15 protein-coding genes are annotated in these 20,312 nt (G+C 66.2%); 9 read left to right on the forward strand and 6 right to left on the reverse strand.

The window, feature by feature from the left end; all coding sequences use genetic code 11:
- Positions 1–3: 3 nt before the first annotated feature.
- From HLG70_RS04850 to HLG70_RS04870, 5 genes are read right to left on the reverse strand one after another with little or no spacing between them, the layout of a single operon-like run.
- Positions 4–1,935 carry an acyl-CoA synthetase gene (locus HLG70_RS04850; protein ID WP_171663688.1) on the reverse strand — a complete coding sequence of 644 codons (1,932 nt, stop codon included), beginning with the start codon at positions 1,933–1,935 and terminating at the stop codon, positions 4–6.
- 16 nt (positions 1,936–1,951) lie between these two features.
- Positions 1,952–3,085, reverse strand: coding sequence for an acyl-CoA dehydrogenase family protein (locus tag HLG70_RS04855; RefSeq protein ID WP_171663687.1), 1,134 nt, complete (start codon positions 3,083–3,085; stop codon positions 1,952–1,954).
- A gap of 9 nt (positions 3,086–3,094) precedes the next feature.
- Positions 3,095–4,291, reverse strand: coding sequence for an acyl-CoA dehydrogenase family protein (locus HLG70_RS04860; RefSeq protein WP_171663686.1), 1,197 nt, complete (start codon positions 4,289–4,291; stop codon positions 3,095–3,097).
- 8 nt (positions 4,292–4,299) lie between these two features.
- Positions 4,300–5,481: an acetyl-CoA C-acyltransferase gene (locus HLG70_RS04865; RefSeq protein ID WP_171663684.1), complete on the reverse strand. Its 1,182-nt coding sequence runs from the start codon at positions 5,479–5,481 to the stop codon at positions 4,300–4,302.
- A gap of 27 nt (positions 5,482–5,508) precedes the next feature.
- Positions 5,509–7,629 (reverse strand): 3-hydroxyacyl-CoA dehydrogenase NAD-binding domain-containing protein, encoded by a 2,121-nt coding sequence (locus HLG70_RS04870; RefSeq protein WP_171663683.1) that lies wholly within the window; start codon positions 7,627–7,629, stop codon positions 5,509–5,511.
- Positions 7,630–7,792: 163 nt separating this feature from the next.
- Here HLG70_RS04870 and HLG70_RS04875 point away from each other — a divergent pair, with 163 nt between their 5' ends.
- From HLG70_RS04875 to sodC, 5 genes are all read left to right on the forward strand, one after another.
- Positions 7,793–8,725, forward strand: a complete 933-nt coding sequence (locus tag HLG70_RS04875; protein ID WP_171663682.1) for a LysR family transcriptional regulator — start codon at positions 7,793–7,795, stop codon at positions 8,723–8,725.
- Positions 8,726–8,778: 53 nt separating this feature from the next.
- Positions 8,779–9,975: an AI-2E family transporter gene (locus HLG70_RS04880; RefSeq protein ID WP_171663681.1), complete on the forward strand. Its 1,197-nt coding sequence runs from the start codon at positions 8,779–8,781 to the stop codon at positions 9,973–9,975.
- Between the two features lie 27 nt (positions 9,976–10,002).
- Positions 10,003–11,325 (forward strand): cation:proton antiporter, encoded by a 1,323-nt coding sequence (locus HLG70_RS04885; protein WP_171663981.1) that lies wholly within the window; start codon positions 10,003–10,005, stop codon positions 11,323–11,325.
- A gap of 78 nt (positions 11,326–11,403) precedes the next feature.
- Entirely contained in the window at positions 11,404–12,732 is a 1,329-nt protein-coding gene (locus HLG70_RS04890; RefSeq protein WP_234103393.1) for a DUF445 domain-containing protein, read from the forward strand.
- A gap of 164 nt (positions 12,733–12,896) precedes the next feature.
- The gene (sodC, locus tag HLG70_RS04895; RefSeq protein WP_171663680.1) at positions 12,897–13,421 is read left to right on the forward strand and encodes a superoxide dismutase family protein; all 525 of its coding nucleotides are present in this window, start codon (positions 12,897–12,899) and stop codon (positions 13,419–13,421) included.
- 58 nt (positions 13,422–13,479) lie between these two features.
- On the opposite strand, the gene HLG70_RS04900 is transcribed toward sodC, so the two are convergent.
- The gene (locus HLG70_RS04900; RefSeq protein ID WP_171663679.1) at positions 13,480–14,103 is read right to left on the reverse strand and encodes a glutathione S-transferase family protein; all 624 of its coding nucleotides are present in this window, start codon (positions 14,101–14,103) and stop codon (positions 13,480–13,482) included.
- A gap of 228 nt (positions 14,104–14,331) precedes the next feature.
- On the opposite strand from HLG70_RS04900, the gene HLG70_RS04905 reads away from it, so the two are divergent.
- The 4 genes from HLG70_RS04905 (at position 14,332) to HLG70_RS04920 (ending at position 20,306) form a co-directional block, all read left to right on the forward strand.
- Entirely contained in the window at positions 14,332–15,630 is a 1,299-nt protein-coding gene (locus tag HLG70_RS04905; protein ID WP_171663678.1) for a hypothetical protein, read from the forward strand.
- 138 nt (positions 15,631–15,768) lie between these two features.
- Positions 15,769–16,116 (forward strand): L-alanine exporter AlaE, encoded by a 348-nt coding sequence (alaE, locus tag HLG70_RS04910; RefSeq protein WP_213697160.1) that lies wholly within the window; start codon positions 15,769–15,771, stop codon positions 16,114–16,116.
- A gap of 288 nt (positions 16,117–16,404) precedes the next feature.
- Complete coding sequence (locus HLG70_RS04915) at positions 16,405–17,436, forward strand: patatin-like phospholipase family protein (RefSeq protein ID WP_171663677.1); 1,032 nt, start codon at positions 16,405–16,407, stop codon at positions 17,434–17,436.
- 38 nt (positions 17,437–17,474) lie between these two features.
- Positions 17,475–20,306 (forward strand): phospholipase D-like domain-containing protein, encoded by a 2,832-nt coding sequence (locus HLG70_RS04920; RefSeq protein WP_171663676.1) that lies wholly within the window; start codon positions 17,475–17,477, stop codon positions 20,304–20,306.
- Positions 20,307–20,312: the final 6 nt, after the last annotated feature.

The following is a 20,312-nucleotide window of genomic DNA, read 5'->3' on the forward strand; positions in this document are numbered from 1 at the left end:
GGGTCAGTCGCGCAAGACGACCTTGACGGGCAGCCGTGACAGCGCTTCGCGCAGCCGGGCTTTCAGCGGCGCGGGCGCACCGGCGCCGGCTTCTACGGCGACATCCGGTTGCGCATCGGCCAGCACGCGAAAGACGGGATCGTCTTGCGCAAGGCCGGCTTCATGCAGGGTGCGCGCCACCACGGCCTGGACCGACACGGCGGTCGCCAGGCGGCGCAAATCGGGTTTGTAGATCTTGCCCACGTTGGTCTGGGGCATGCTGTCCAGGACGATGACGCGCTTGGGCCGCGCCGGGCCTTCGTCCACATGTTCGGCGGCGTAGGCGATGAGGTCGGCCTCGGAGGTTTCGGCGCCTTCGGTCAGCGTGACGAAGGCGATGGGCAGCTCTCCGGCGTAGGCGTCCGGCGCGCCGACGGCGGCGCAAAGCTGCACGGCCGGGTGCGTGGCCAGCGCGTCCTCGATGGTCTTGGGGTCGATGTTGTGGCCGCCGCGGATGATCAGGTCCTTGGCGCGGCCCTGCAGGTGCAGGCGGCCTTCGCCATCCATGAACCCGACGTCGCCACTGATCAGCCAGCCGTCCCCGGTGAACGCGCGCGCGGTGTCCTCGGGGTCCAGGAAGCCGGGGATGACGTTGGGCGCCTTGAACAGCACCATGCCCGGCGTGCCGGCGGGGAGTTCACGCGCGGGCTGGCCGGCGGGCATGTCCAGGCCCGCGATGCGCACCTGCACGTAGGGCAGCGGAAAGCCCACGCAATTCACGGGGAATTCGCAGCCGGGAGGCGAGATCGACGAAATGCCGGCCATCTCGGTCATGCCCAGGCTTTCGCTGACATGCAGACCGAACAGGCGCTTGAAGCGCTGCGCCAGTTCCGCGGGCAGCGGCGCCGCGCCGGTGCGGCAATAGCGCAGCGACGAGATGTCGGCGCCCGCCAGCGGCACGTCGGCCAGCGCCGCCAGGATGGTGGGCACGCCTTGCAGCGAGGTGGCGCGGTGCTTCTCCACCAGGCGCCAGTAATTGCGCAGCACGTCGCGGTTGCGCAGCAGCAGGGTGGTGGGGATGACGGTTTCCACGCCGGCCGACAGCGCCGCCAGCGAAGCCGGCAACACGCCGGCCACGTGGAACAGCGGATAGCCGTTGATGACCACGTCGTCCGGGCCGGCGTTCTGCAGCTGCACGGCCGCCCAGGCCGAGAAGACCTGGTTGGCGTGGGTATGGACGGCAAGCTTGGGCGCGCCGGTAGTGCCGCCGGTATGGAAATACGCGGCCACGTCGCCGGCGCGGATGACGCGTCCGCTGACCAGCCGGTCCGACGGTTGGGCGGCCCGGCCGGCATTGAAGTCGAGCGCCGCTTCGGGCAGCGCGGGGCGGGCCGACAGGGGCTCGTCACCAGGCGCCACGCGCAGCAGGGTCTGCAAGGTGGGCACGCGTTCACGCAGGCGCAGGGCCTTGGACCAGGAACCGCATTCCACGTCCGACCCATAGGCGATCAGCACCTTGGCGCGCGCCGTGGTCATTAGGGATGCGAGCTTGTCCTCGGTCAGCAGGGGATTGAGCGGCTGGACGATGCCGGCCGCCTCGCCGCCCCACAGCGCCAGGTGGTATTCCAGGCAGCCAGGCAGCAGCACACCCACCGCGTCGCCCTCGCGGATGCCCAGGCTGTGCAGCAGGTTGGCCGTCTGGTGGATGCCCGCCAGCAGTTCGCGATAGCTCCAGCGCACCGCCTCGTCCTCGGGGTCCGCGCTGCGCAGGAAGGTCAGCGCGGTCTTGTCGCCGAAGGCGGCCGCGGAATTGCGGAAGATCTCATAGGTGCTTTGCACCGTCAGCGTCTCGGCCAGGGGCCGCGCCTGCAGGCGCTGGACGTCCTGCGCGGTGCGTACGGGGAACGGCGCCGCGAAAGGGCCCGACAAGGGCGGGGCGACAGGGGACTGGGTCATGTCCGTATTCCTCCGTTCAGGCCTGCCCCAGCGCGATGTAGCGGCGCAGGTGGTGGTCTTCGTCGCCCAGCTGGTGATCGATCATGACCAGACGCTTGGCGTAGTGCGCCAGCGGCAGTTCCCAGGTCATGCCGATGCCGCCATGCAGCTGGATGCTCTCTTCGGCCACCAGGGTGCCGATGCGGCCGATGGTGTACTTGGCGGCGGACAGCGCGCGTTCACGCGTGGCGCGGTCGGGGTGGTCCACGGCGGCGGCCGCGTTGATGACGGCCGAGCGCGCCTGCTCGATCTCCAGCAGCACATCGGCCATGCGATGCTGCAGCGCCTGGAAGCTGCCGATGGGCGCGCCGAACTGGCGGCGGGTGCGCAGGTATTCCAGCGTGGCGTCGCGGGCGCAGTCCATGGCGCCGACGGCTTGCGCGCACAGCGCCAGGATGCCGCGGCCGGTGGCGCGTTCCAGCAGCGCGTAGCCCGCGCCCGCCTCGCCCAGCAGGGCGTCCGGGCCCAGTTGCACCTGGTCTAAGGCAAGTTCCGCCGCGCGGCCGCCGTCGATCAGCCCATAGCCGCGCGCGCTCATGCCGGGCGTGCCGGCGCTGACCAGGAACAGGCTGATGCCGGCCTCGTCGTCTTCCGCGCCCGCGGTGCGCGCCGACACCAGGAACAGGTCGGCGTGCTCGCCCGCGTTCACCACCGCCTTGGCGCCGTTGAGCACCCAGCCGTCCGCGTTGCGCTCGGCGCGCGTGCTCACCTGGTTCAGTTCGTAGCCGGAGCCGGGTTCGGCGTGGGCGAGGGCGGCGGTGAGGCCGCCCGCGATCAGGCCGTCGAGCGCTTCGCGTTGGGCCGGCGAGCCGGCCGCGGCGATCGCGGTGCCGACCATCAAGGCGTCCAGAAAGGGTTCGACGACCAGGCCGCGGCCCAGTGCTTCGAAGACGACGGAGATATCGAACCCCGCGCCGCCCAGGCCGCCGTCGGCCTCGGAAAACAGCGCGCCGATGGCGCCCAGTTCCGCGTAACGATGCCAGAAGTCCACGCTGTAGCCCTGCGGCGATTGGGCGTGGCGCATGCGGGTGGCGAAGTCATACTGCTCCGCGACAAAGCGGCGCAGCATGTCGGACAGCATGCGCCGGTCTTCGGTGTGTTCAAAATTCATGGCCGGCCCTTACAGTCCAAGAATCATCTTCGAGATGATGTTCTTCTGGATTTCATTGGAGCCGCCGAAGATCGACAGCTTGCGGTTGTTGAAGTACTGCGCGGCGGCGCTCGCGGCGCCGTCGGGGCCGATGGGCGCCGCGTCATAGCCGTCGTGCAGCGCTTCGGGCACGAAGGGCCGGGCGTAGGGGCCCATGGCGCGGCGGTTCAGGGCGCTGATCTCCTGCCGGATCTGCGTGCCGCGGATCTTCAGCATGGAGCTTTCGGCGCCGGGCGCGCCGCCGCCTTCCACGGCCGCCACCACGCGCAGATTGGTGGTGCGCATGTTGGCCAGCTCGATTTCCACGCGGGCCAGCCGGGCCGCGAAGTCGGGGTCTTCGGCCAGCGGGCGGCCGTGCTTCTTCTGGCGCGCGGCGATGGTCTTCAGGCGTTCCAGCGCGGCCGTGGATTGGCCCACGCCGGCGATGTTGGTGCGTTCATAGGTCAGCAGGTACTTGGCGCAGGTCCAGCCGCGGTTCTCTTCGCCCACCAGGTTTTCGGCCGGCACGCGCACGTCCGAGAAGAACACTTCATTGACCTCGTGCTCGCCGTCCAGCGTGATGATGGGGCGCACTTCCACGCCCGGGCTGTTCATGTCGATCAGCAGGAAGCTGATGCCTTCCTGGCGCCGGCCTTCCTGCGAGGTGCGCACCAGGCAGAAGATCATGTTGGCGTACTGGCCCAGCGTGGTCCAGGTCTTCTGGCCGTTGACGACGTAGCTGTCGCCGTCGCGCACCGCGGTGGTCTTGACCGAAGCCAGATCCGATCCGGCGCCCGGTTCGGAATAGCCCTGGCACCACCAGTCCGAGCCGTCCAGGATGCGCGGCAGCCAATGGCTCCGCTGCGCCTGGCTGCCGTACTTGATCAGCACCGGGCCCAGCATGCTCAGGCCGAACGGCACGATGCGCGGCGCGGCGGCCAGTGCGCATTCGTTGTCGAAGATGTACTTTTGCGTGGCGCTCCAGCCAGTGCCGCCGTACTCCTCGGGCCAGTGGCTCGCCAGCCAGCCTTGCTGGTTCAGGATGGCGTGCCATTCGGCCATGTCGTCGCGCGTGAGTAGCTTGCCCTCGCTGACCTTGTCGGACAGGCGCCGCGGCAGCCGGGCGTCGAGAAAGGCGCGCACTTCGTCGCGGAAGGCGCTTTCTTCGGGAGTGAATTCCAGGTCCATGGGGATCCTCAATAGATTTCAAACAGGCCGGCCGCGCCCATGCCGCCGCCGATGCACATCGTGACGACGGCATAGCGGGCGCCGCGGCGGCGGCCTTCGATCAGCACATGCCCGGCCAGGCGCACGCCGGTGACGCCAAACGGATGGCCCAGCGCGATGGAGCCGCCGTCCACGTTCAGCCGGTCCATCGGAATGCCGAGCTTTTCCTGGCAATACAGCGCTTGCGAGGCAAACGCCTCGTTCAGTTCCCAGAGGTCGATGTCCTGCACCTTCAGCCCGTGGCGCGCCAGCAGCCTGGGCACCGCGTAGACCGGGCCTATGCCCATCTCGTCCGGCTCGCAGCCGGCGATGGCCAGGCCGCGGAACGCGCCCAGCGGGCGGATGCCGGCGCGCTGCGCCTCAGAGGCCTCCATCAGCACGCAGGCGGCTGCGCCGTCGGACAGCTGCGACGCGTTGCCGGCCGTGACGAACTGGCCCTCGCCGCGCACCGGCGCCAGCCCCGCCAGCGCCTCGTAGGTGGTGCCGGGGCGGTTGCAGGTGTCCCGGTCGACGGTCACTTCGCGTTCGGTGACCGCGCCCGTCGCGCGGTCGGTGACGGACATGGTGGTGGTGACGGCGACGATTTCCTCGCGCAGGCGGCCGGCGGCCTGGGCGGCTTCGGTGCGCGCCTGGCTTTGCGCGGCAAAGCGGTCCTGGGCCTCGCGGCCGATGCCGTAGCGGGCGGCCACGATGTCGGCGGTTTCTATCATGGGCAGATAGAGTTCGGGCTTGTTGGCCACGATCCAGGGGTCCATGCCGCTCACGCCGTCGTCGCGGGTGCGGATCTGCGACACCAGCTCCACGCCGCCGGCGATCACGGCGGGGGCGCCGTCCATCACGATGCGGCTGGCTGCCGAGGCGATGGCCTGCAGGCCGGACGCGCAGTAGCGGTTGATCGTGGCGCCGCCCACGCTGACGGGCAGGCCTGCGCGGATCACCGCCTGGCGGCCGATATTGCGCCCGGTGGCGCCTTCCGGATAGCCGCAGCCGATGAAGGCGTCTTCGATCAGCGCGGGGTCCACGCCGGCGCGTTCGACCGCGGCGCGCACCGCGTGCGCGGCCAGCGTGGGACCGGCGATCAGGTTGAATTCGCCGCGGCCCGCCTTGGTGATGGGGGTGCGGGCGGTGGAGACGATGACGGCTTCGCGCATGATGGTTTCCTGTAGGAGGTGTGCGGGTCAGGCGGCGTTCAGGCTGCCGAAGCCGCGGCCGGACTCGGCCAGCTGCACCAGCAGCGGCGAGGGCTTCCAGAACGCGGGGTCTTCCTTGGCGTAGCCGCGGATGTCGGCCAGGACATGGTCCAGGCCCACGCTGTCGGCGTAGTGCATCGGCCCGCCGCGATGGCGCGGAAAGCCGTAGCCGGACAGGAACACCACGTCCACATCGGACGGGCGCAGCGCAATGCCCTGGTGCAGCACGTTGGCGGCTTCGTTGATCATCGCGGCCAGGTAGCGGCGCAGGATGTCGTCCTGGGTGAACGCGCGGGGCGCGACGCCGGTGCGGCGGCGTTCCTCGTCGATGATGGCGAGCACTTCCGGATCCGGCGTGCCCTGGCGCGCGCCATCCGGATACAGGTAGAAGCCGCGGCCCGTCTTCTGGCCGAACCAGCCGCGTTCGCACAGGCGGTCCGGAATCTGCACATAGCGCAGCGCGGGATCGCGGGTGGCGGCGCGGCGCTTGCGCGTGGCCCAGCCGATGTCGCCGCCCGCCAGGTCGGCCATCTGGTAGGGGCCCATCGGATAGCCGAAGGCGCGTACGGCCGCATCGATGTCATAGGGCGAAGCGCCGTCTTCCATCATCATGTCGGCGGCCTGCCGGTGCACGGCCAGGATGCGGTTGCCGATGAAGCCGTCGCACACGCCCGCGCGCACGGGGATCTTGCGCAGGCGCCGCGCCAGTTCGAAGCCGGTGGCCACCGTGTCCGGCGCGGTATCGCTGCCCACCACGACTTCCAGCAGTTTCATGATGTTGGCGGGCGAGAAGAAATGCAGGCCCAACACGTCGGCCGGGCCGCGCGTCGCGGCGGCGATCTGGTTCACGTCCAGGTACGAGGTGTTGGTGGCCAGCACCGCGCCCGGCTTGGCGACGCGGTCCAGCTGCGCGAAGACGGCTTGCTTGACGGCCATGTCTTCAAAGACGGCTTCGATGATGAGATCGGCCTCGCCCAGCGCGTCGTAGGTCGTGGCGCCGGTCAAGCGCGCCAGGCGCGCGGCGCGCTCATCGGCGGGGATCCTGCCCTTCTTGACCAGCAGGTCGTAGACCTGTTCGACACGCGCGCGGCCGCGCGCCAAAGCGGCGGCGTCCTGCTCCACCATCACCACGGGCAGGCCGGCGTCCAGCACCGACACGGCGATGCCCGCGCCCATGGTGCCGCCGCCGATGACGCCCACGCTTTCGAGCCGCCGCGACCGCGCTTCCTTCAGTTCCGGGATCTTGGCGGTTTCGCGTTCGGCGAAGAAGGCGTGCACCAGCGCGGCCCGCTGGGGGCTGTCCAGGCATTGCAGGAACAGCGCGCGTTCGCTGCGCAGGCCCTCTTCGAAAGGCTGTTCGATCGCGGCGCGCACGGCCTCCACGATCCTGGCGGGCGAATACAGACCTTTTGCGGTGGCGGCCACGCGTTCGGCGGCGGCTTCCACCGCGGCCAGCGACGCTTGTTTATCGGCCAGCGCCGCCGTGGCGTCGCGGGTGCGGCGCGGGCCGGCGTTCACCGCCAGCAATTGCCGGGTGTAGGCCAGCCCCGCATCCAGCGCATCGTCTTCCGTGGCCAGCGTGTCGACCAGTCCGGCCTTCAGGGCGGCCTGGGCGGACAGGTGCTTGCCCGACAGCATCAGGTCCAGCGCGGCCTCGGCGCCCATCAGGCGCGGCGCGCGCTGCGTGCCGCCGGCGCCGGGCAGCAGGCCCAGGTTCACCTCGGGCAGGCCCAGCTTTGCGTTGGCCAGGGCCACGCGGTAGTGCGCGGCCAGGGCAATTTCCAGCCCGCCGCCCAGCGCCGCGCCATGCAGGGCCGCGATCACCGGCTTGGCGCTGGCCTCGATCTGGTTGCACACTTCCGGCAGGACGGGTTGCTGCGGCGGCTTGCCGAACTCGCGGATGTCGGCGCCCGCGATGAAGTTCCTGCCGGCGCCCAGCAGCAGGATCGCGCGGACTTGCGTGTCGGTCTGCGCGGCCTGGATGGCGGCGGACAGATCGCGGCGCACCGCGGCGCTCAGGGCGTTGACCGGGGGATGGTCGATGGTGACGACCAGGACGTCTTCGTAGCGGCGCGTGTGGGCGGCGCCGCTGCTTGCGCTGTCTGTCATGGACAGTGTCTCCGAAGGGGCGCCGCGTGCGCGGAGCCGGGCGGGCCAGGGACGGCCCGTCTTGTGTGGGCTTATTTTTTCCTAGTAAAGATGTCTTGACAATGGCATCCATAATTGACACGCCGGATAATAAAATTTGACAATGCGGGCGAGGAGAGTCGACATGGACACCAAATCCCTGACCTTGCTGGTGGAAATCCTGGACGCGGGCAACCTGAGCGAGGCCGCGCGCCGGCTGAAAATGACCCGCGCCAACGTCAGCTATCACCTGAACCAGCTGGAGAAATCGGTGGGCATGCAGCTGGTGCGGCGCACCACGCGGCGCGTGGAGCCCACGGAAATCGGCCTGAAGCTGTACAAGCACGGGCGCACCATCCAGGACGAACTGGCGGCCGCGCGCGAATCGGTCGAGACCCTGGGCAAGACGCCGCAGGGCAAGGTCCGGCTGAGCGTTCCCAGCGGCTACGGGCAGTTCGTGATGACGCCCTGGCTGCTGGAGTTCAAGCAGACCTATCCGGATATCGTGCTGGACGTGCTGTTCGAGAACAGCGTCGAGGACCTGCTGCGCGACGAAGTGGATATCGCCGTGCGCATCATGTCCGAGCCGCCGCAAAACCTGGTGGCGCGCGAGCTGGGCCAGGTCCGCTACGTGGCCTGCGCGTCCAGGGCGTACGCCGACAGCCGGGGCCTGCCGCAGCGTCCGGAAGACCTGGCGGGCACGCCCGTGATCAGCGCCGCCGTGATCGGCCGGCCGCTGCGCTTGTCCGCCTACTACGGCGGCCAGCCCCGGCAGCAGGTGGTGCTGGAGCCCACCGTCATCTCGCGCAATTACGCCTTTCTGCGCGATGCGATCCGCGCCGGACTGGGCGTGGGCGTGGTGCCGGACTACGTGGTGCATGACGATGTCGCGCGCGGCGAGCTGCTGGCGGCGCTGACGGAATGGCGCCTGAGCATCTTCGGGCGCGCCATGTACATGCTGTACATGCCGAACCGCCATCATCCGCGGGCGATCGGCATGATGATCGAATTCATCCTGGAACGGGCGCAACGCCGCCACGACGGCGAGGCCGGCTTGCTGGCGGTGGGCCACGGGTAGGAGGGCCGGGCACGGCACTTGCTGGCCGCATTCAAAAATCGAATGCGAGGGGCATGATGGAGAGCGCGACAGAAGCGGACCTGGCGCCGCGGACCGAGGACCCCGGGCCCGCCGCGGCCGAGCCCCCGGCAGAGAAAGTCACGGCGCAGGACGCCGGGCTGGTCGACGCGACCGAGCGCGTCATTCCATCCGTGCGGGCGCGCGGCATTTGCCTGACCACGCTGACCGTCCTGGCGGTGCTGTTCAGCCTGAAGCTGGCCCAGGAGTTCATCGTGCCGGTGGTGATGGCCATCGTGGTGGCCTACGCGCTGGACCCCGCCGTGACGCTGCTGGAGCGCGCCCGCCTGCCGCGGGCCTTCGGCACCCTGGTGCTGATGGCGGTCATCGCGTTTGCGGTCGTCGGACTGGCCTACGTCACGCAGGACCAGGTGGGCGGCATTGTGCACGCGCTGCCCGAGATATCCGGCAAGCTGTCCCGCACCCTGAGCGGCCTGAGCAGCGGCGACGGATCATTCTTTGAAAAGCTGAAAGGCGCGGCCAGCCTGCTTCAGGACTCGGGCGGGGTGGAGCCCGGGCGTCAGGTCGTCGTGGCGAAATCCGACGGGGGCCTGAGCGAGTTCCTGCTCTGGGGATCCAAGGGCGTAGCCACCTTCATCGGGCAGGCCACCATGTGCGTGTTCCTGGTCTTCTTCCTGCTGCTGTCGGGCAATGCGTTCAAGCGCAAGTTCGTGAAGGTGGCGGGCACGACGCTGTCGCAGAAGAAGATCAGCGTGCACATGCTGGACCAGATCAACAGCTCCATTCATATGTACATGGCGATGATGCTGGTGACGAACGTGGTGCTCGGGCTGCTGTCGTGGGTCGCCTTCCGCCTGCTGGGGCTGGAGAACGCGGCCACCTGGGCCATCGTGGCGGGAGCGCTGCACATCATTCCCTACTTCGGGCCGCTGCTGACCGCCATCGGCACCGGCGTGGCGGCGCTGGTCCAGTTTGGCGAGTTCGGCCCCGCGCTGGCGGTGGCCATGAGTTCGGTGGGCATCGCCTTGCTGATGGGGGTGGTCATCACCACGTGGATGTCGGGCCGCATCGCCAAGATGAATGCCGTCGCGGTGTTCATCCTGCTGCTGCTGTTCACCTGGCTGTGGGGCATATGGGGAACGCTGCTGTCCGTGCCCATTGCCTTCATCGCCAAGGTGGTGGCGGACCACATCGAAGGCCTGGAAGCCGTGTCGGAATTCCTGGGCGAGTAGGGCCGGCGCCGCAGATTGAGCGTGAATGTGAACATCGAGGCGGTCTGGTTCCTGCTGATAGGCGCGCTGCTCGTGCTGATGGCGCTGGCCAGGCGCTTCATCGACTTGCTGCCCATGACCGGCGCCATGGTGTATCTGGCGGTCGGCTTCCTGATCGGACCGGCGGGGCTGGGCCTGCTCAACCTGGATCTGTTCGACGACCGCCATGTCCTGCGCCTGATCACCGAGGCGGCCCTGCCGGTTTCGCTGTTCGCCATCGGCATGCACCTGCGCGCCGCCTGCGGCGATCCTTTGTGGCGGCTGCCGCTGCGGCTGGCGGCGCCCGCCATGTTGCTGACGATCGCCCTGATGACGGGCCTGGGCCATCTGGCGCTGGGCCTGGCATGGGGCCCGGCGCTGCTCCTGGCCGCCGCGCTGGCGCCCACCGATCCGGTGCTGGCGAACGAATTGCGTCCCCTGGAAGCCGGCGACGACGAACCGTTGCGCTTTGCCTTGTCGGGCGAGGGCGGCGCCAACGACGGCGCCGCGTTTCCTTTCGTGGTGCTGGGGATCGCCTTGTGCAATGCGGGGCCGGCGGGGTTGGCCCGTCCCTGGATGCTGGCGGCGGAAATGACCTGGGGCGTGGCCGTGGCTATCGGCATCGGCTGGCTGATGGGGACCGTGAGCGAGCGCCTGATCGCCATGCTGCGCATCCGCTACGGCAACGCGCTGGGGCTGGACGAGTTCCTGGCGCTGGGACTGATCGCGCTGTGCTATGGCGCCACCGTGCTTGCCCATGGCTATGGCTTCCTGGCGGTGTTCTGCGCGGGCGTGGCGCTGCGCCAGCAGGAGTTGCGCGCCACCGGCCGCACCCGCAGCCCGCGCCAGGCGGTGCAGGACGTGACGCCCGCCGAGCAGGAGGAGAGCTCGCAGGATCCCAAGCTGGCTCACGCGCATCTGGCCGAATCGATGATGGCGATATCGGTCGGGCTGGAGCGCTTCGTGGAGCTGGCGCTGATGCTGATCATCGGCTGCGTGGTGTCGGCGTACTGGCGCGAGATGCTGGGCTGGACGCCGGTGCTGGTGACGGCGGCGCTGTTCGTGGCGGCGCGGCCGGCCAGCGTCATGCTGGCCCTGGCGGGTTCGGCGCTGGACGCCCGGCAGCGCTGGATGGCGAGCTGGCTGGGAATCCGCGGCGTTGGCACCTTTTACTACCTGACGCTGGCGGTGGAACAGGCGCCGCAGGCCGTGTCGCGCGGGCTGGCGCCGCTGCTGCTGGCCGCCATCGTCGGCTCGGTGCTGGCGCACGGCATCACGGCGTCGCCTTTGCTCGGGTGGTATTACCGGGGCCGGCCAGGGAGCGGGCCCTGAGCCTGCCTGTCTTGCGGCGGCGCAGCGGTTGCGCCGCCCCGAGTTGGTATGCTGGAGCATCGTTTCGCCGGATCCTTCATGACCGATACGCCCCGTTCCGCCAGTTACGCCGCCACGCATTCCGCCCTGGCTTCCGACGCGCGCCGCACGCAGCTGCGGCGCATGAAGATCGCCGCGCTGGCATTGCTGGCGGCCATGGTCAGCGGCTTCATCACCAGCCACGTGATGGGCGGGCAGGGCGCGTGGGCCTGGGTGCGGGCCTTCTGCGAGGCGGCCACGGTGGGTGCGCTGGCCGACTGGTTCGCCGTGGTGGCCCTGTTCCGGCGCCCGATGGGCCTGCCCATTCCGCACACCGCCATCATCCCCAGCAACAAGGACCGCATCGGCGACAGCCTGGCGGTGTTCGTGCGCGACCACTTCCTGGACCCGGACACGCTGATGGAAAAGCTGCGTGTCTTCGATCCGGCCGCGCGGCTCAGCCGCTGGCTGGCCCGGCCCAGGCAGGCGCACGCCCTGAGTGATGGCGCGCGCCGGGTGGCGCTGCAGACGCTGGACCTGCTGGACGACCGGGCGGTGCGCGGCGTCATCCAGGAATTCGTGGTGAAGAACCTGCGGCGCTGGGATGCCGCCGGCACCGCCGGCGAGGTGCTGGGCCTCCTGACCCGCGACGGGCGCCACCAGGAGCTGCTGGACGCCGCCTTGGAGCGGCTGGGCGGCTACCTGGGCGAAGAGGACGTGAAGGAGCGGGCCTCGTCCTTGCTGGTGAAGTTCGCCAAGAAGGAATGGCCGCGCATCATCGCCGCCGTGGACGTGGTCAAGTCGGTCGACGGCATCGCGGACAACCTGGCCGACCGCCTGGCGCGCGCCTTGGTAGAAGAACTGCGCGATGTGCTGTCCGAACCCGGCCATCCCGTGCGGCGCGACTACGAGGCCTGGGTGCTGAACTACATAGAACGGCTGAAAAGCGACCCGGCGCTGGCCGAGCAGGTCGAAGCGCTGAAGCAGCGCGCCATCGACCACCCCAAGGTGCAGGAATACGTGCAAGGGCTGTGGGACGATATCCACGCCGCGCTGCGGCGGGATCTGTCGGACGAGAAATCCGCCCTGGCCGCGCACCTGGAAAGCGCCTTGCTGGCGCTGGCCCGCAAGCTAGGCGAAGATCCGGGCCTGCGCGCAGCCATCAACAGCCACATACTCGGCGGCGCCCGCCGCCTGACCGGCCGCCTGCGGGTGGGCGTGACCGAGCATATTTCGCGCACGGTCAAGAACTGGGACGAGCGCCATCTGGTCGACGAACTGGAGCTGAGCGTGGGGCGTGACCTGCAATACATCCGCTTCAACGGCACGCTGGTGGGCGGGCTGATCGGCGTCCTGCTGCATGCGGTAGTGCTGCTGGTCAATGGCTGAGGCCGGGCGCTGCCAGACCTGGGAACGGGCTTGTATCAGGAATGAAGATTGCTGGCGGACCGCCCGGCGCCGATGCTATTGTCATTTGCGCCATCGGCGGAGCAGGGCGGGCCCTGCACTGCCGGACTCCCGCAGCTTGCGGGCATTACCCCAGGAGGCACTTCATGAAGAAAATCTCGATGCTTGTCACGGCTCTTGCATTGGCGGGCGCCTCGGGCGCCGCGCTGGCCGAAAACGTCTCGATGTCGTTCCTGAACGCCGACGGCGTCGGCAAGAGCGCCGGCACCATCACCCTGAAAGACACCAAGGGCGGCTTGCAGTTCACGCCCAACCTGAAAGGCCTGCCCCCGGGCGAACACGGTTTCCATGTGCATGAAAAGGGTTCGTGCGAGCCGGGCATGGTGAACAACCAGATGGCGCCCGGCGGCGCCGCGGGCGGCCACCTGGATCCCAAGGGCACCAAGGCCCATAAGGGCCCGATGGCCACGGACGGGCATCAGGGCGATCTGCCCTTCATCGTGGTGGCCGCCGACGGCACCGCCAAGAAGGCCGTGGTGGCGCCGCACCTGAAGCTGGCCGATGTGAAGAAGCACGCCCTGATGGTGCATGTGGGCGGCGACAACTACAGCGATACGCCCCAGCCCCTGGGCGGCGGAGGCGGGCGCCTGGTCTGCGGCGTGGTGAAGTAAGGCCGGGCCGGCAGGGTCGGCGCGCTGATACCGGCGCGCCGTTGCGGCCGTACTCCCATCACGCCGTTCCGTTGCGGCCATATTGCCGGTAGCCCTCGCGGCCGGCAAGCCGGTCGTAATAGGCGGCGACGGCGGGCAGCGCCGGCTTGTCGAACGGCGTCCCGAACCAGCGGTTCACCGACAGGCCGATCGGAATGTCGGCCAGCGTGAACGTCTTGTCCGCCACGTACGATGCCGTGGCGGCCAGGCGCTGTTCCAGGATGCGCATGAACTGTGTCCAGGCCTGGCAGGACGCCTCGATGCTGGCCGGGTCCTGATGCTCGGGCGACTTCCTGGCCAGCGCCATGAAAGCGTAACTCCAGGACCGGTTCAGGTCCGTCGCCTGCCAATCCATCCATTGGTCCACCCGGGCCCGGTGCTTTGGCTCGGCCGGATACAGCTGCTGGCCGCCGTATTGCGCCGCCAGGTAGCGGATGATGCTGTTGGACTCCCACAGGACGAAGTCGCCGTCCTGCAGCACCGGCACCATGGCGTTGGGATTGAGCGCCAGAAAGGCGGGCTCGGAGGTGGGCTGAAAGCCGATGCCCCAGTCTTCGCGATCAAAGGGCAGGTTCAGTTCGGCGCAGGTCCAGAGCACCTTGCGCACATTGATGGACGAGGCTTTTCCCAATATTTTCAGCATCTTGCGTGTGGCCCTCGCGGGCTTTCAGGGTCAGGACCGCTGCAGTCTAGCCGGCCCGCAGACGCTGCGCCAGATACAGATCGGGGGCGGGGGGGCGGAACAGAGTCGGAGTTTTACTACATGTGGAATTCCGGCTGCTCAGGTATCGTGCTGTTGCGGGATTCCGTGACGTCAAATCGTTCTCGATGCGCCGGAGAACCCACGGGACGCCATTCCGGGGAGACAGGCATGACGAAAAAATACGCAGGGGGAGCCGTCGCGAGCTATCGGGCAATCGATCGCGCATCCGCTGTGTTTAGCGGACGATCGTCGCTTACATCCGTCATCGCGTTTCTAGGGTTGCTCGAATCGATTGTTCTGTATGACCGGCTGTGGTACTTGCCGTTTGGCGACCCGGGCAGCGAGGTGGTTGCCGGAACGGACTTATGGAATGCGATGACCGGCCTGGGATTGATCGTGCCGATCGACGAGGCGATCCTGAATGAAGACAGTAAAGTCCTGGGGTCGGCGCGTGAAGCATGGAAACGGCAACTTGCTTCCCTGCATATTCCGTCATATGGCCATGTATCGCGAACTGAGTTTCTTGACAACGTGTTTGAACACGCGATGGGCGCGCAGGTCTGGGCCTACGACGATTCAGGCAACGAGGACGAGCAGCTCACCGCCGATGGCCTGTCGCGATGGGTGGATCACGTGACCGGAGTCGGTTTCGACCAGGCGGAGCAAGACGCAAACGATGGCGAGGATGACGGCCGGTACATGAACTGGGAACGCGCGGCCGTATATATGGCGCGTGCCACGGTGGTGGGCAGACTCGACTGCGATTACGTGGGTGACGCCATCGAGGATCCCATCGTCCGCATCGTAAACACGCACGTCAACCGCAATGCCGCGGCAAGACTTTATGCAAGACTCTCGGATGACTTCCGGGCAAACATTTCCGCGCTCGTGGCGGATGGCCTGCCGGTCGTCCTTCCGGTTCCTCCCATTGCGGCCCTGCTGCTGGAGAGAAGCGCCGGGGGTCTGGATTCGATTTTGACGGAAGCTGTTGCGCTACGCGATGAGTTCTCTCCGTTCAGGAAGCGCTACCGGCAGTACGCCGAGTCGCTACGCAATCCCACCGGCATGACGCTGACCGACCTGATGGGCGCGAGGCGAGAAGCATTGGACGAGGTGGAGGGTGCGCTAGGAAAAATCGGCGGGGGCAGGACCGATTCGCGCCTTATCTCCGAGATTGTCGGCGCCACCCTGAAGCCTTCGGACGATCAAGGCGTCAGCCTTGAAATCGAACCATCCCTTTCTTTGACGTCCCTGGCAAAAGTTGGCGTCCAGCGCTTTACGCTGTCGCGTATCAAGGGGCGCGCAAAGATGCTATTCGATGCCTACGGCAAGGCCATGCAGATCAGAAACTATCATTCGCTTATCGATAACGCGCTATCGGTGAATGTCACGGTGGACGAATACGAATCCTACGTTGCCTACACCCGAGCGGTGGAGAAGCTTTCCGGCGGCCGGCAAGGGAAATGACATATCACATGGATACAGTGCAACGTTGACCGCCAAAGCTGAACTCCCTCATCGCACCCGGGCCTATATCGCCGACACGCTGGCATTGATCCTGTTGTTTACGACGACCGGGTTGTGAATGAACGCTGGATCGCTGGGATGAGCTGGGAACAGGTGCTGCATGCGCGCCTGATCGGCGGCGCGTTGATGATTCCGGTCGGGCGGCCTTACGGAATGTGGCGTGACTGGATGGTGTGCCATGCCAAACAGAAGCGGGGGTCCCGCCAGCTGTGGGACAGCTTGGCCCTGATGAGTTTCCAGGTGCCCATCTACGCCTCGATCATCGCTGTCAGCGGCGCAGCGGGCAGCGGCTTGCTGCGGGGCGTGCTGGGCGCGGCCGCGATGATGCTCTTCCTGGGGCGTCCCTATGGCGCGTTCCTTGATGGGATCAGGAGACTCTTCGGCCTGCCGGCTGGAGGACAGAAGCCGATGTCGCTCGATAGCTGAATCCCAACCTGCCGGGGGGCGAAAGCAGGGCTTAGCCCCTGCAGCGGCGTCGTTGGCGTTCGGCGTGGCGATGCTTGAGTTTCTCCACTCCGAGCGAACGCCAAAGACAATGAGTATCCGTGACCATCAGTCGGCAGGCTCGGGGACGCATACGTCAAACTAAGTATGGACGATGTGGCTGGCAGCCAATAACTTACATTCCAACGAGAAAATCCCGCCCCGTTTCAACGACTCGGGCATGGGTGGATGCAGCTTGAACATAGCTGAGTCGATTCTGGGAGGGCAAATATGGCAATTTCCATCAAAGGTCAGTCAAAGCGGATTGGCCTCGCTCTTTCTGGGGGAGGGTTTCGCGCCGCAGCCTTCCATTTGGGAGTCTTCAATAAGTTGAACGAGCTAGCCCTGCTTGACAAGCTTGATCTTGTTAGTTGCGTCAGCGGAGGCAGTATTGCGGGCGGAACGCTGGCAGTGAATTGGGGCAACGGGCAGGCGCTAAATCACTTGCACAACTACCTGTCGACTAAGTCGATCGCGGTGGCGAGCGCGATTGGTGGACTAATCGATCCGTTTGAATCGCGCCTGGACAAGCTTGCCCAGGCATACGATCGCGACCTGTTCGGCGGACAGCGTCTGCGCGCTGTTAGTGGCGGGCCTCGCATCTATTTCAACGCGACGAACCTCGCCACGGGGAACATGTTCTTCTTCGCTGCCGGCGGCAATAAGCCGGCCGAGATGGGGGATCACGAACTGGGCGTCGCCGCAGCCGAAGATTTCCTCATCAGCCGTGCTGTCGCGGCATCTTCCGCATTTCCGCCCGTATTCGGGCCTCTACGGCTCGATAGCAACGTATATCCACCCGGCGCCGCAGTGGATTATGTGACGTTGGCCGATGGCGGCATCTACGACAACATGGCCGTCAACCCGGCGCTTCGCACCCAACGAAACCCGCTCGATTATTTGATCATCAGCGACGGCGGTAAGCCATTTTCCAACCGACTCGCGCCTACTGAATCGGGAGCCATCGTACTCAAGGCTTCCCTCGACATCATGATGGAACAGATCCGTGGCTTGGAGTTCGACCGGATCCAGCATAGACACCGGGCTAAGCTCGGGCCCAAACCTTTGTGGTTCTCGATCGACAGCCGTGTCGGCGAAGCTGCACCGGGCGACGCCACGTTCGCCTCGTCGATATCGACCAATCTCAAGCGTCTTCGACTTGAGGAACTTACCGTGCTGACGCGGCACGGCGCCGCTCTCCTGCAGCGGCGGCTTGAAAGCTACGCCCCGGAACTTTTGCCAACCAGCACTGGGAAATACTAGTTTGCGCTGCCATTGCCGCGACTGCCAAAGGTTAGCCTATGCCCCACAAGATCGAGCGCACGCCAGATACGCCGCTGGAAATGTACCGCAAGTGGTTCATGAACCTGGAGAAAAGGGACCCCGTTCTCTACGAGGAACTGAGGCAGCGGCTTGGAGTGCGCATGCTGGAGTTGGGCGCTGTAGGCGCAGGTCCTTACGGATCGCCGTACGGCGACATAACGCCTGAGTCGAGCGTCGACGAAAGTCTGCAACGGATTGCCTACGAGAGCATCGTTCGTGAAGGTCGGCCCGCATTGCTGGTGCAACGAGATGAGATAAATTTCCAGTTGACAGAAGAAGACAGGCCGGCCAAGCCGATCATCGATAAGCTTCGCGGCGCGACGAACGTCATCCAGCCCTTGTTACCGCTTGTGGGCAGGATCGATACGACGAACTATCCGGCCAACCTGCCCTACCTGGGGACCGGTTGGTTGGTGGACCGCAACGTTGTCGTGACGAACCGCCACGTGGCAGAGCTGATGGTGCGCGCCGGCACGCGGGATTTCGTCTTCAAACCGGGCCGCTTAGGGGAGAAGTTGCAGGTATCGATCGACTATCGACACGAGTACGAGGTGCCGGCGGTCGCCATTGCTTCAGTCAAGCGGGTCATCTGGATCGAACCCGATGCGACAAAGGCCGACATTGCTTTTCTGGAGGTCGATGCGGCGAACGACGGCCGGCCGCGCGGGCATATTGATCTAGCTCCTCAGGACGCCGCTGACGCTGATTCCGTGGCCGTCATCGGCTACCCCGCCCGAGCGCCCGAATTTATCATTCCAGACCAAGACTGGATGGACCGCATCTACGGCGGAACCTATGACATCAAGCGGGTAGCCCCGGGGCTGATGGGGCCCACGAGCCGGGGATGGGCCACGCACGACTGCACGACGCTGGGAGGCTGCTCAGGCTCCGTCGTGGTAGAGATGAAGAAGGGCTTGGCTGTGGCGCTGCACTTTGCCGGCCTGTACATGGTCGAAAACTACGCCGTCCCAGCGTCAATAATTCGCCAATACCTGAACAGCCGTCCATGGGAGAGGGCGCCGTTCGAGATAACCATACCTGCACCGCCAGTCGCGGTGCCGGCCGAGACGGGCGCGCCACAAGATCGCAACGGACCTAGCGGCATCACACGCACGTTGTGCTTCAACATCCCGGTGCGCATCGATGTCTCCATCGGCGGTCCTGAGCCTCCCAGTACGGACTTGAGTCCCGCCGCGGTCCGCTCGACCGCGGATAACACGGCCGCAAATGCCGCCGTTGCGGCTGCGGGGCTCGCGCAAAGCCTTGCCGACGAAGATGGCGTGTTATCCGTCAGGCCTGGATGCCTGCTTCTGGATGGAAAGCTGACAGCCACGTTAGGCCTGGTGGTCGCTGCCCACCCGGTCGCATTGCCGCGCATCAAGTCCAAGTTGCCGGTCGAGTTCAGCGGATTCCGCGTCAGCCTGCAGCCGGCGTCCATCCAGGACCAACTGGGCCTCGGCATCGCGGATGTCGCCGAAGCGGAGGCGGTGTCCTTTATCGCATACAACGATGAGGATCGCACTGGGGAAAATTACAGTTTCGACTGGTTAAGCGGCCAAAAGATGGAAGTCATTGCGCACGTGGGGCCCGAACGAAGCTGGAGCGTGCTGCAGAAATTTCTCGCTGGCGCCAAACAGCGCTTCGTGTCTTCAATGTACGAGTTCCATGGCAACCATATCGCTGAGGCCGTTCGCGACCGTCTGGACGCTGGCGTTAGGATGCAGCTTGTTTTGGCTCGACAAACCCGCAATCCATCCAGCGGCGCGGTTGCGGCAGGCGACTTCGATCGCAAGGCTGTCTTTGAAAGCTGGCACGTAAACCATCCGCAGACGTTTGAGAACCTCTACGTTCCGGTCGGGTCGGCCGGGTTAGTGGCCAACTCTTATCACATCAAGGTGACTGTACGGGACGACGATCACGTGTGGTTATCCAGTGGCAACTGGAAGCGTGCCAGCCAACCGGTAATTCCCCCCGGCAGCCTTGACGATCCACGCAAGACCTCCAGTGCTGGAAACAGGGAGTGGCATGTCATTGTGCGCAACAAAACGCTCGCGGACAGGTTCCGCGCCCACATTGCCGAGGATTTTCGCTATTGCCGAGACGGGCTTGGCGCTACGCAGGAGGCCATCGGTCCAGAATTGTATGTGGACGTTCCGAGGTCCATCCTTGAGGCGGTCGAGCTGGAAGCCGCTGCCGACCGGGTGTTTGAACCGCTCATCATCCGCAAGCGAGAAATTCGCGTCAAGCCACTGCTGACGCCAGATTTACGCGGGAAGGTGTATACCGACGCGGTGCTCCATCTCATCGAGTCTGCAAAGCATCAACTCCTCGTTCAGAATCAGTACATTAGCTTTTCGGGGGTCAAGAGCGGAAACCTCAAGACCCTCGTGGATGCGCTGTGTCGAAAGTCGAAAGCGCTCGACGATTGCCGGGTTATCCTGCGTAGCGGTGGGGATGGCTTCCTCGACGACATGCGCGCTCTCCAACTCACGGGCCTGGACGTGAATCGCTGTGTCAAGCGGCTGGCGAACACGCATACCAAGGGAATCATTGTCGACGGAGAGCAAGTGCTTGTCGGGAGCCACAACTGGAGCTCCGACGGCGTTTCATTGAATCGGGACGCCAGTCTCATCTTTGATGACAAGGAGATCGCCAGGTATTTTCTGGAGGTCTTCGATGCAGACTGGAACCGAGCCCCAGACCTCAACTTTGACTCTCTCGATCCGGAGGCCGCCCCTCGGCTCGCAGTCGGGCATGAACCACCCCCGGGCTTCGTGCGGATGACACTGGCCGATTATCGAGACCGATAGGCAAGC

It is taken from the genome of Achromobacter deleyi, from assembly GCF_013116765.2.
GTDB lineage: Bacteria > Pseudomonadota > Gammaproteobacteria > Burkholderiales > Burkholderiaceae_B > Achromobacter > Achromobacter deleyi_A.

Excerpts from the sequence above, each read along its gene's own strand:
- HLG70_RS04850 (WP_171663688.1), bottom strand. The coding sequence starts at position 1,935 with ATGACCCAGTCCCCTGTCGCCCCGCCCTTGTCGGGCCCTTTCGCGGCG.
- HLG70_RS04855 (WP_171663687.1), bottom strand. The coding sequence starts at position 3,085 with ATGAATTTTGAACACACCGAAGACCGGCGCATGCTGTCCGACATGCTG.
- HLG70_RS04860 (WP_171663686.1), bottom strand. The coding sequence starts at position 4,291 with ATGGACCTGGAATTCACTCCCGAAGAAAGCGCCTTCCGCGACGAAGTG.
- HLG70_RS04865 (WP_171663684.1), bottom strand. The coding sequence starts at position 5,481 with ATGCGCGAAGCCGTCATCGTCTCCACCGCCCGCACCCCCATCACCAAG.
- HLG70_RS04870 (WP_171663683.1), bottom strand. The coding sequence starts at position 7,629 with ATGACAGACAGCGCAAGCAGCGGCGCCGCCCACACGCGCCGCTACGAA.
- HLG70_RS04875 (WP_171663682.1), top strand. The coding sequence starts at position 7,793 with ATGGACACCAAATCCCTGACCTTGCTGGTGGAAATCCTGGACGCGGGC.
- HLG70_RS04880 (WP_171663681.1), top strand. The coding sequence starts at position 8,779 with ATGATGGAGAGCGCGACAGAAGCGGACCTGGCGCCGCGGACCGAGGAC.
- HLG70_RS04890 (WP_234103393.1), top strand. The coding sequence starts at position 11,404 with ATGACCGATACGCCCCGTTCCGCCAGTTACGCCGCCACGCATTCCGCC.
- sodC (WP_171663680.1), top strand. The coding sequence starts at position 12,897 with ATGAAGAAAATCTCGATGCTTGTCACGGCTCTTGCATTGGCGGGCGCC.
- HLG70_RS04900 (WP_171663679.1), bottom strand. The coding sequence starts at position 14,103 with ATGCTGAAAATATTGGGAAAAGCCTCGTCCATCAATGTGCGCAAGGTG.
- HLG70_RS04905 (WP_171663678.1), top strand. The coding sequence starts at position 14,332 with ATGACGAAAAAATACGCAGGGGGAGCCGTCGCGAGCTATCGGGCAATC.
- alaE (WP_213697160.1), top strand. The coding sequence starts at position 15,769 with ATGAGCTGGGAACAGGTGCTGCATGCGCGCCTGATCGGCGGCGCGTTG.
- HLG70_RS04915 (WP_171663677.1), top strand. The coding sequence starts at position 16,405 with ATGGCAATTTCCATCAAAGGTCAGTCAAAGCGGATTGGCCTCGCTCTT.
- HLG70_RS04920 (WP_171663676.1), top strand. The coding sequence starts at position 17,475 with ATGCCCCACAAGATCGAGCGCACGCCAGATACGCCGCTGGAAATGTAC.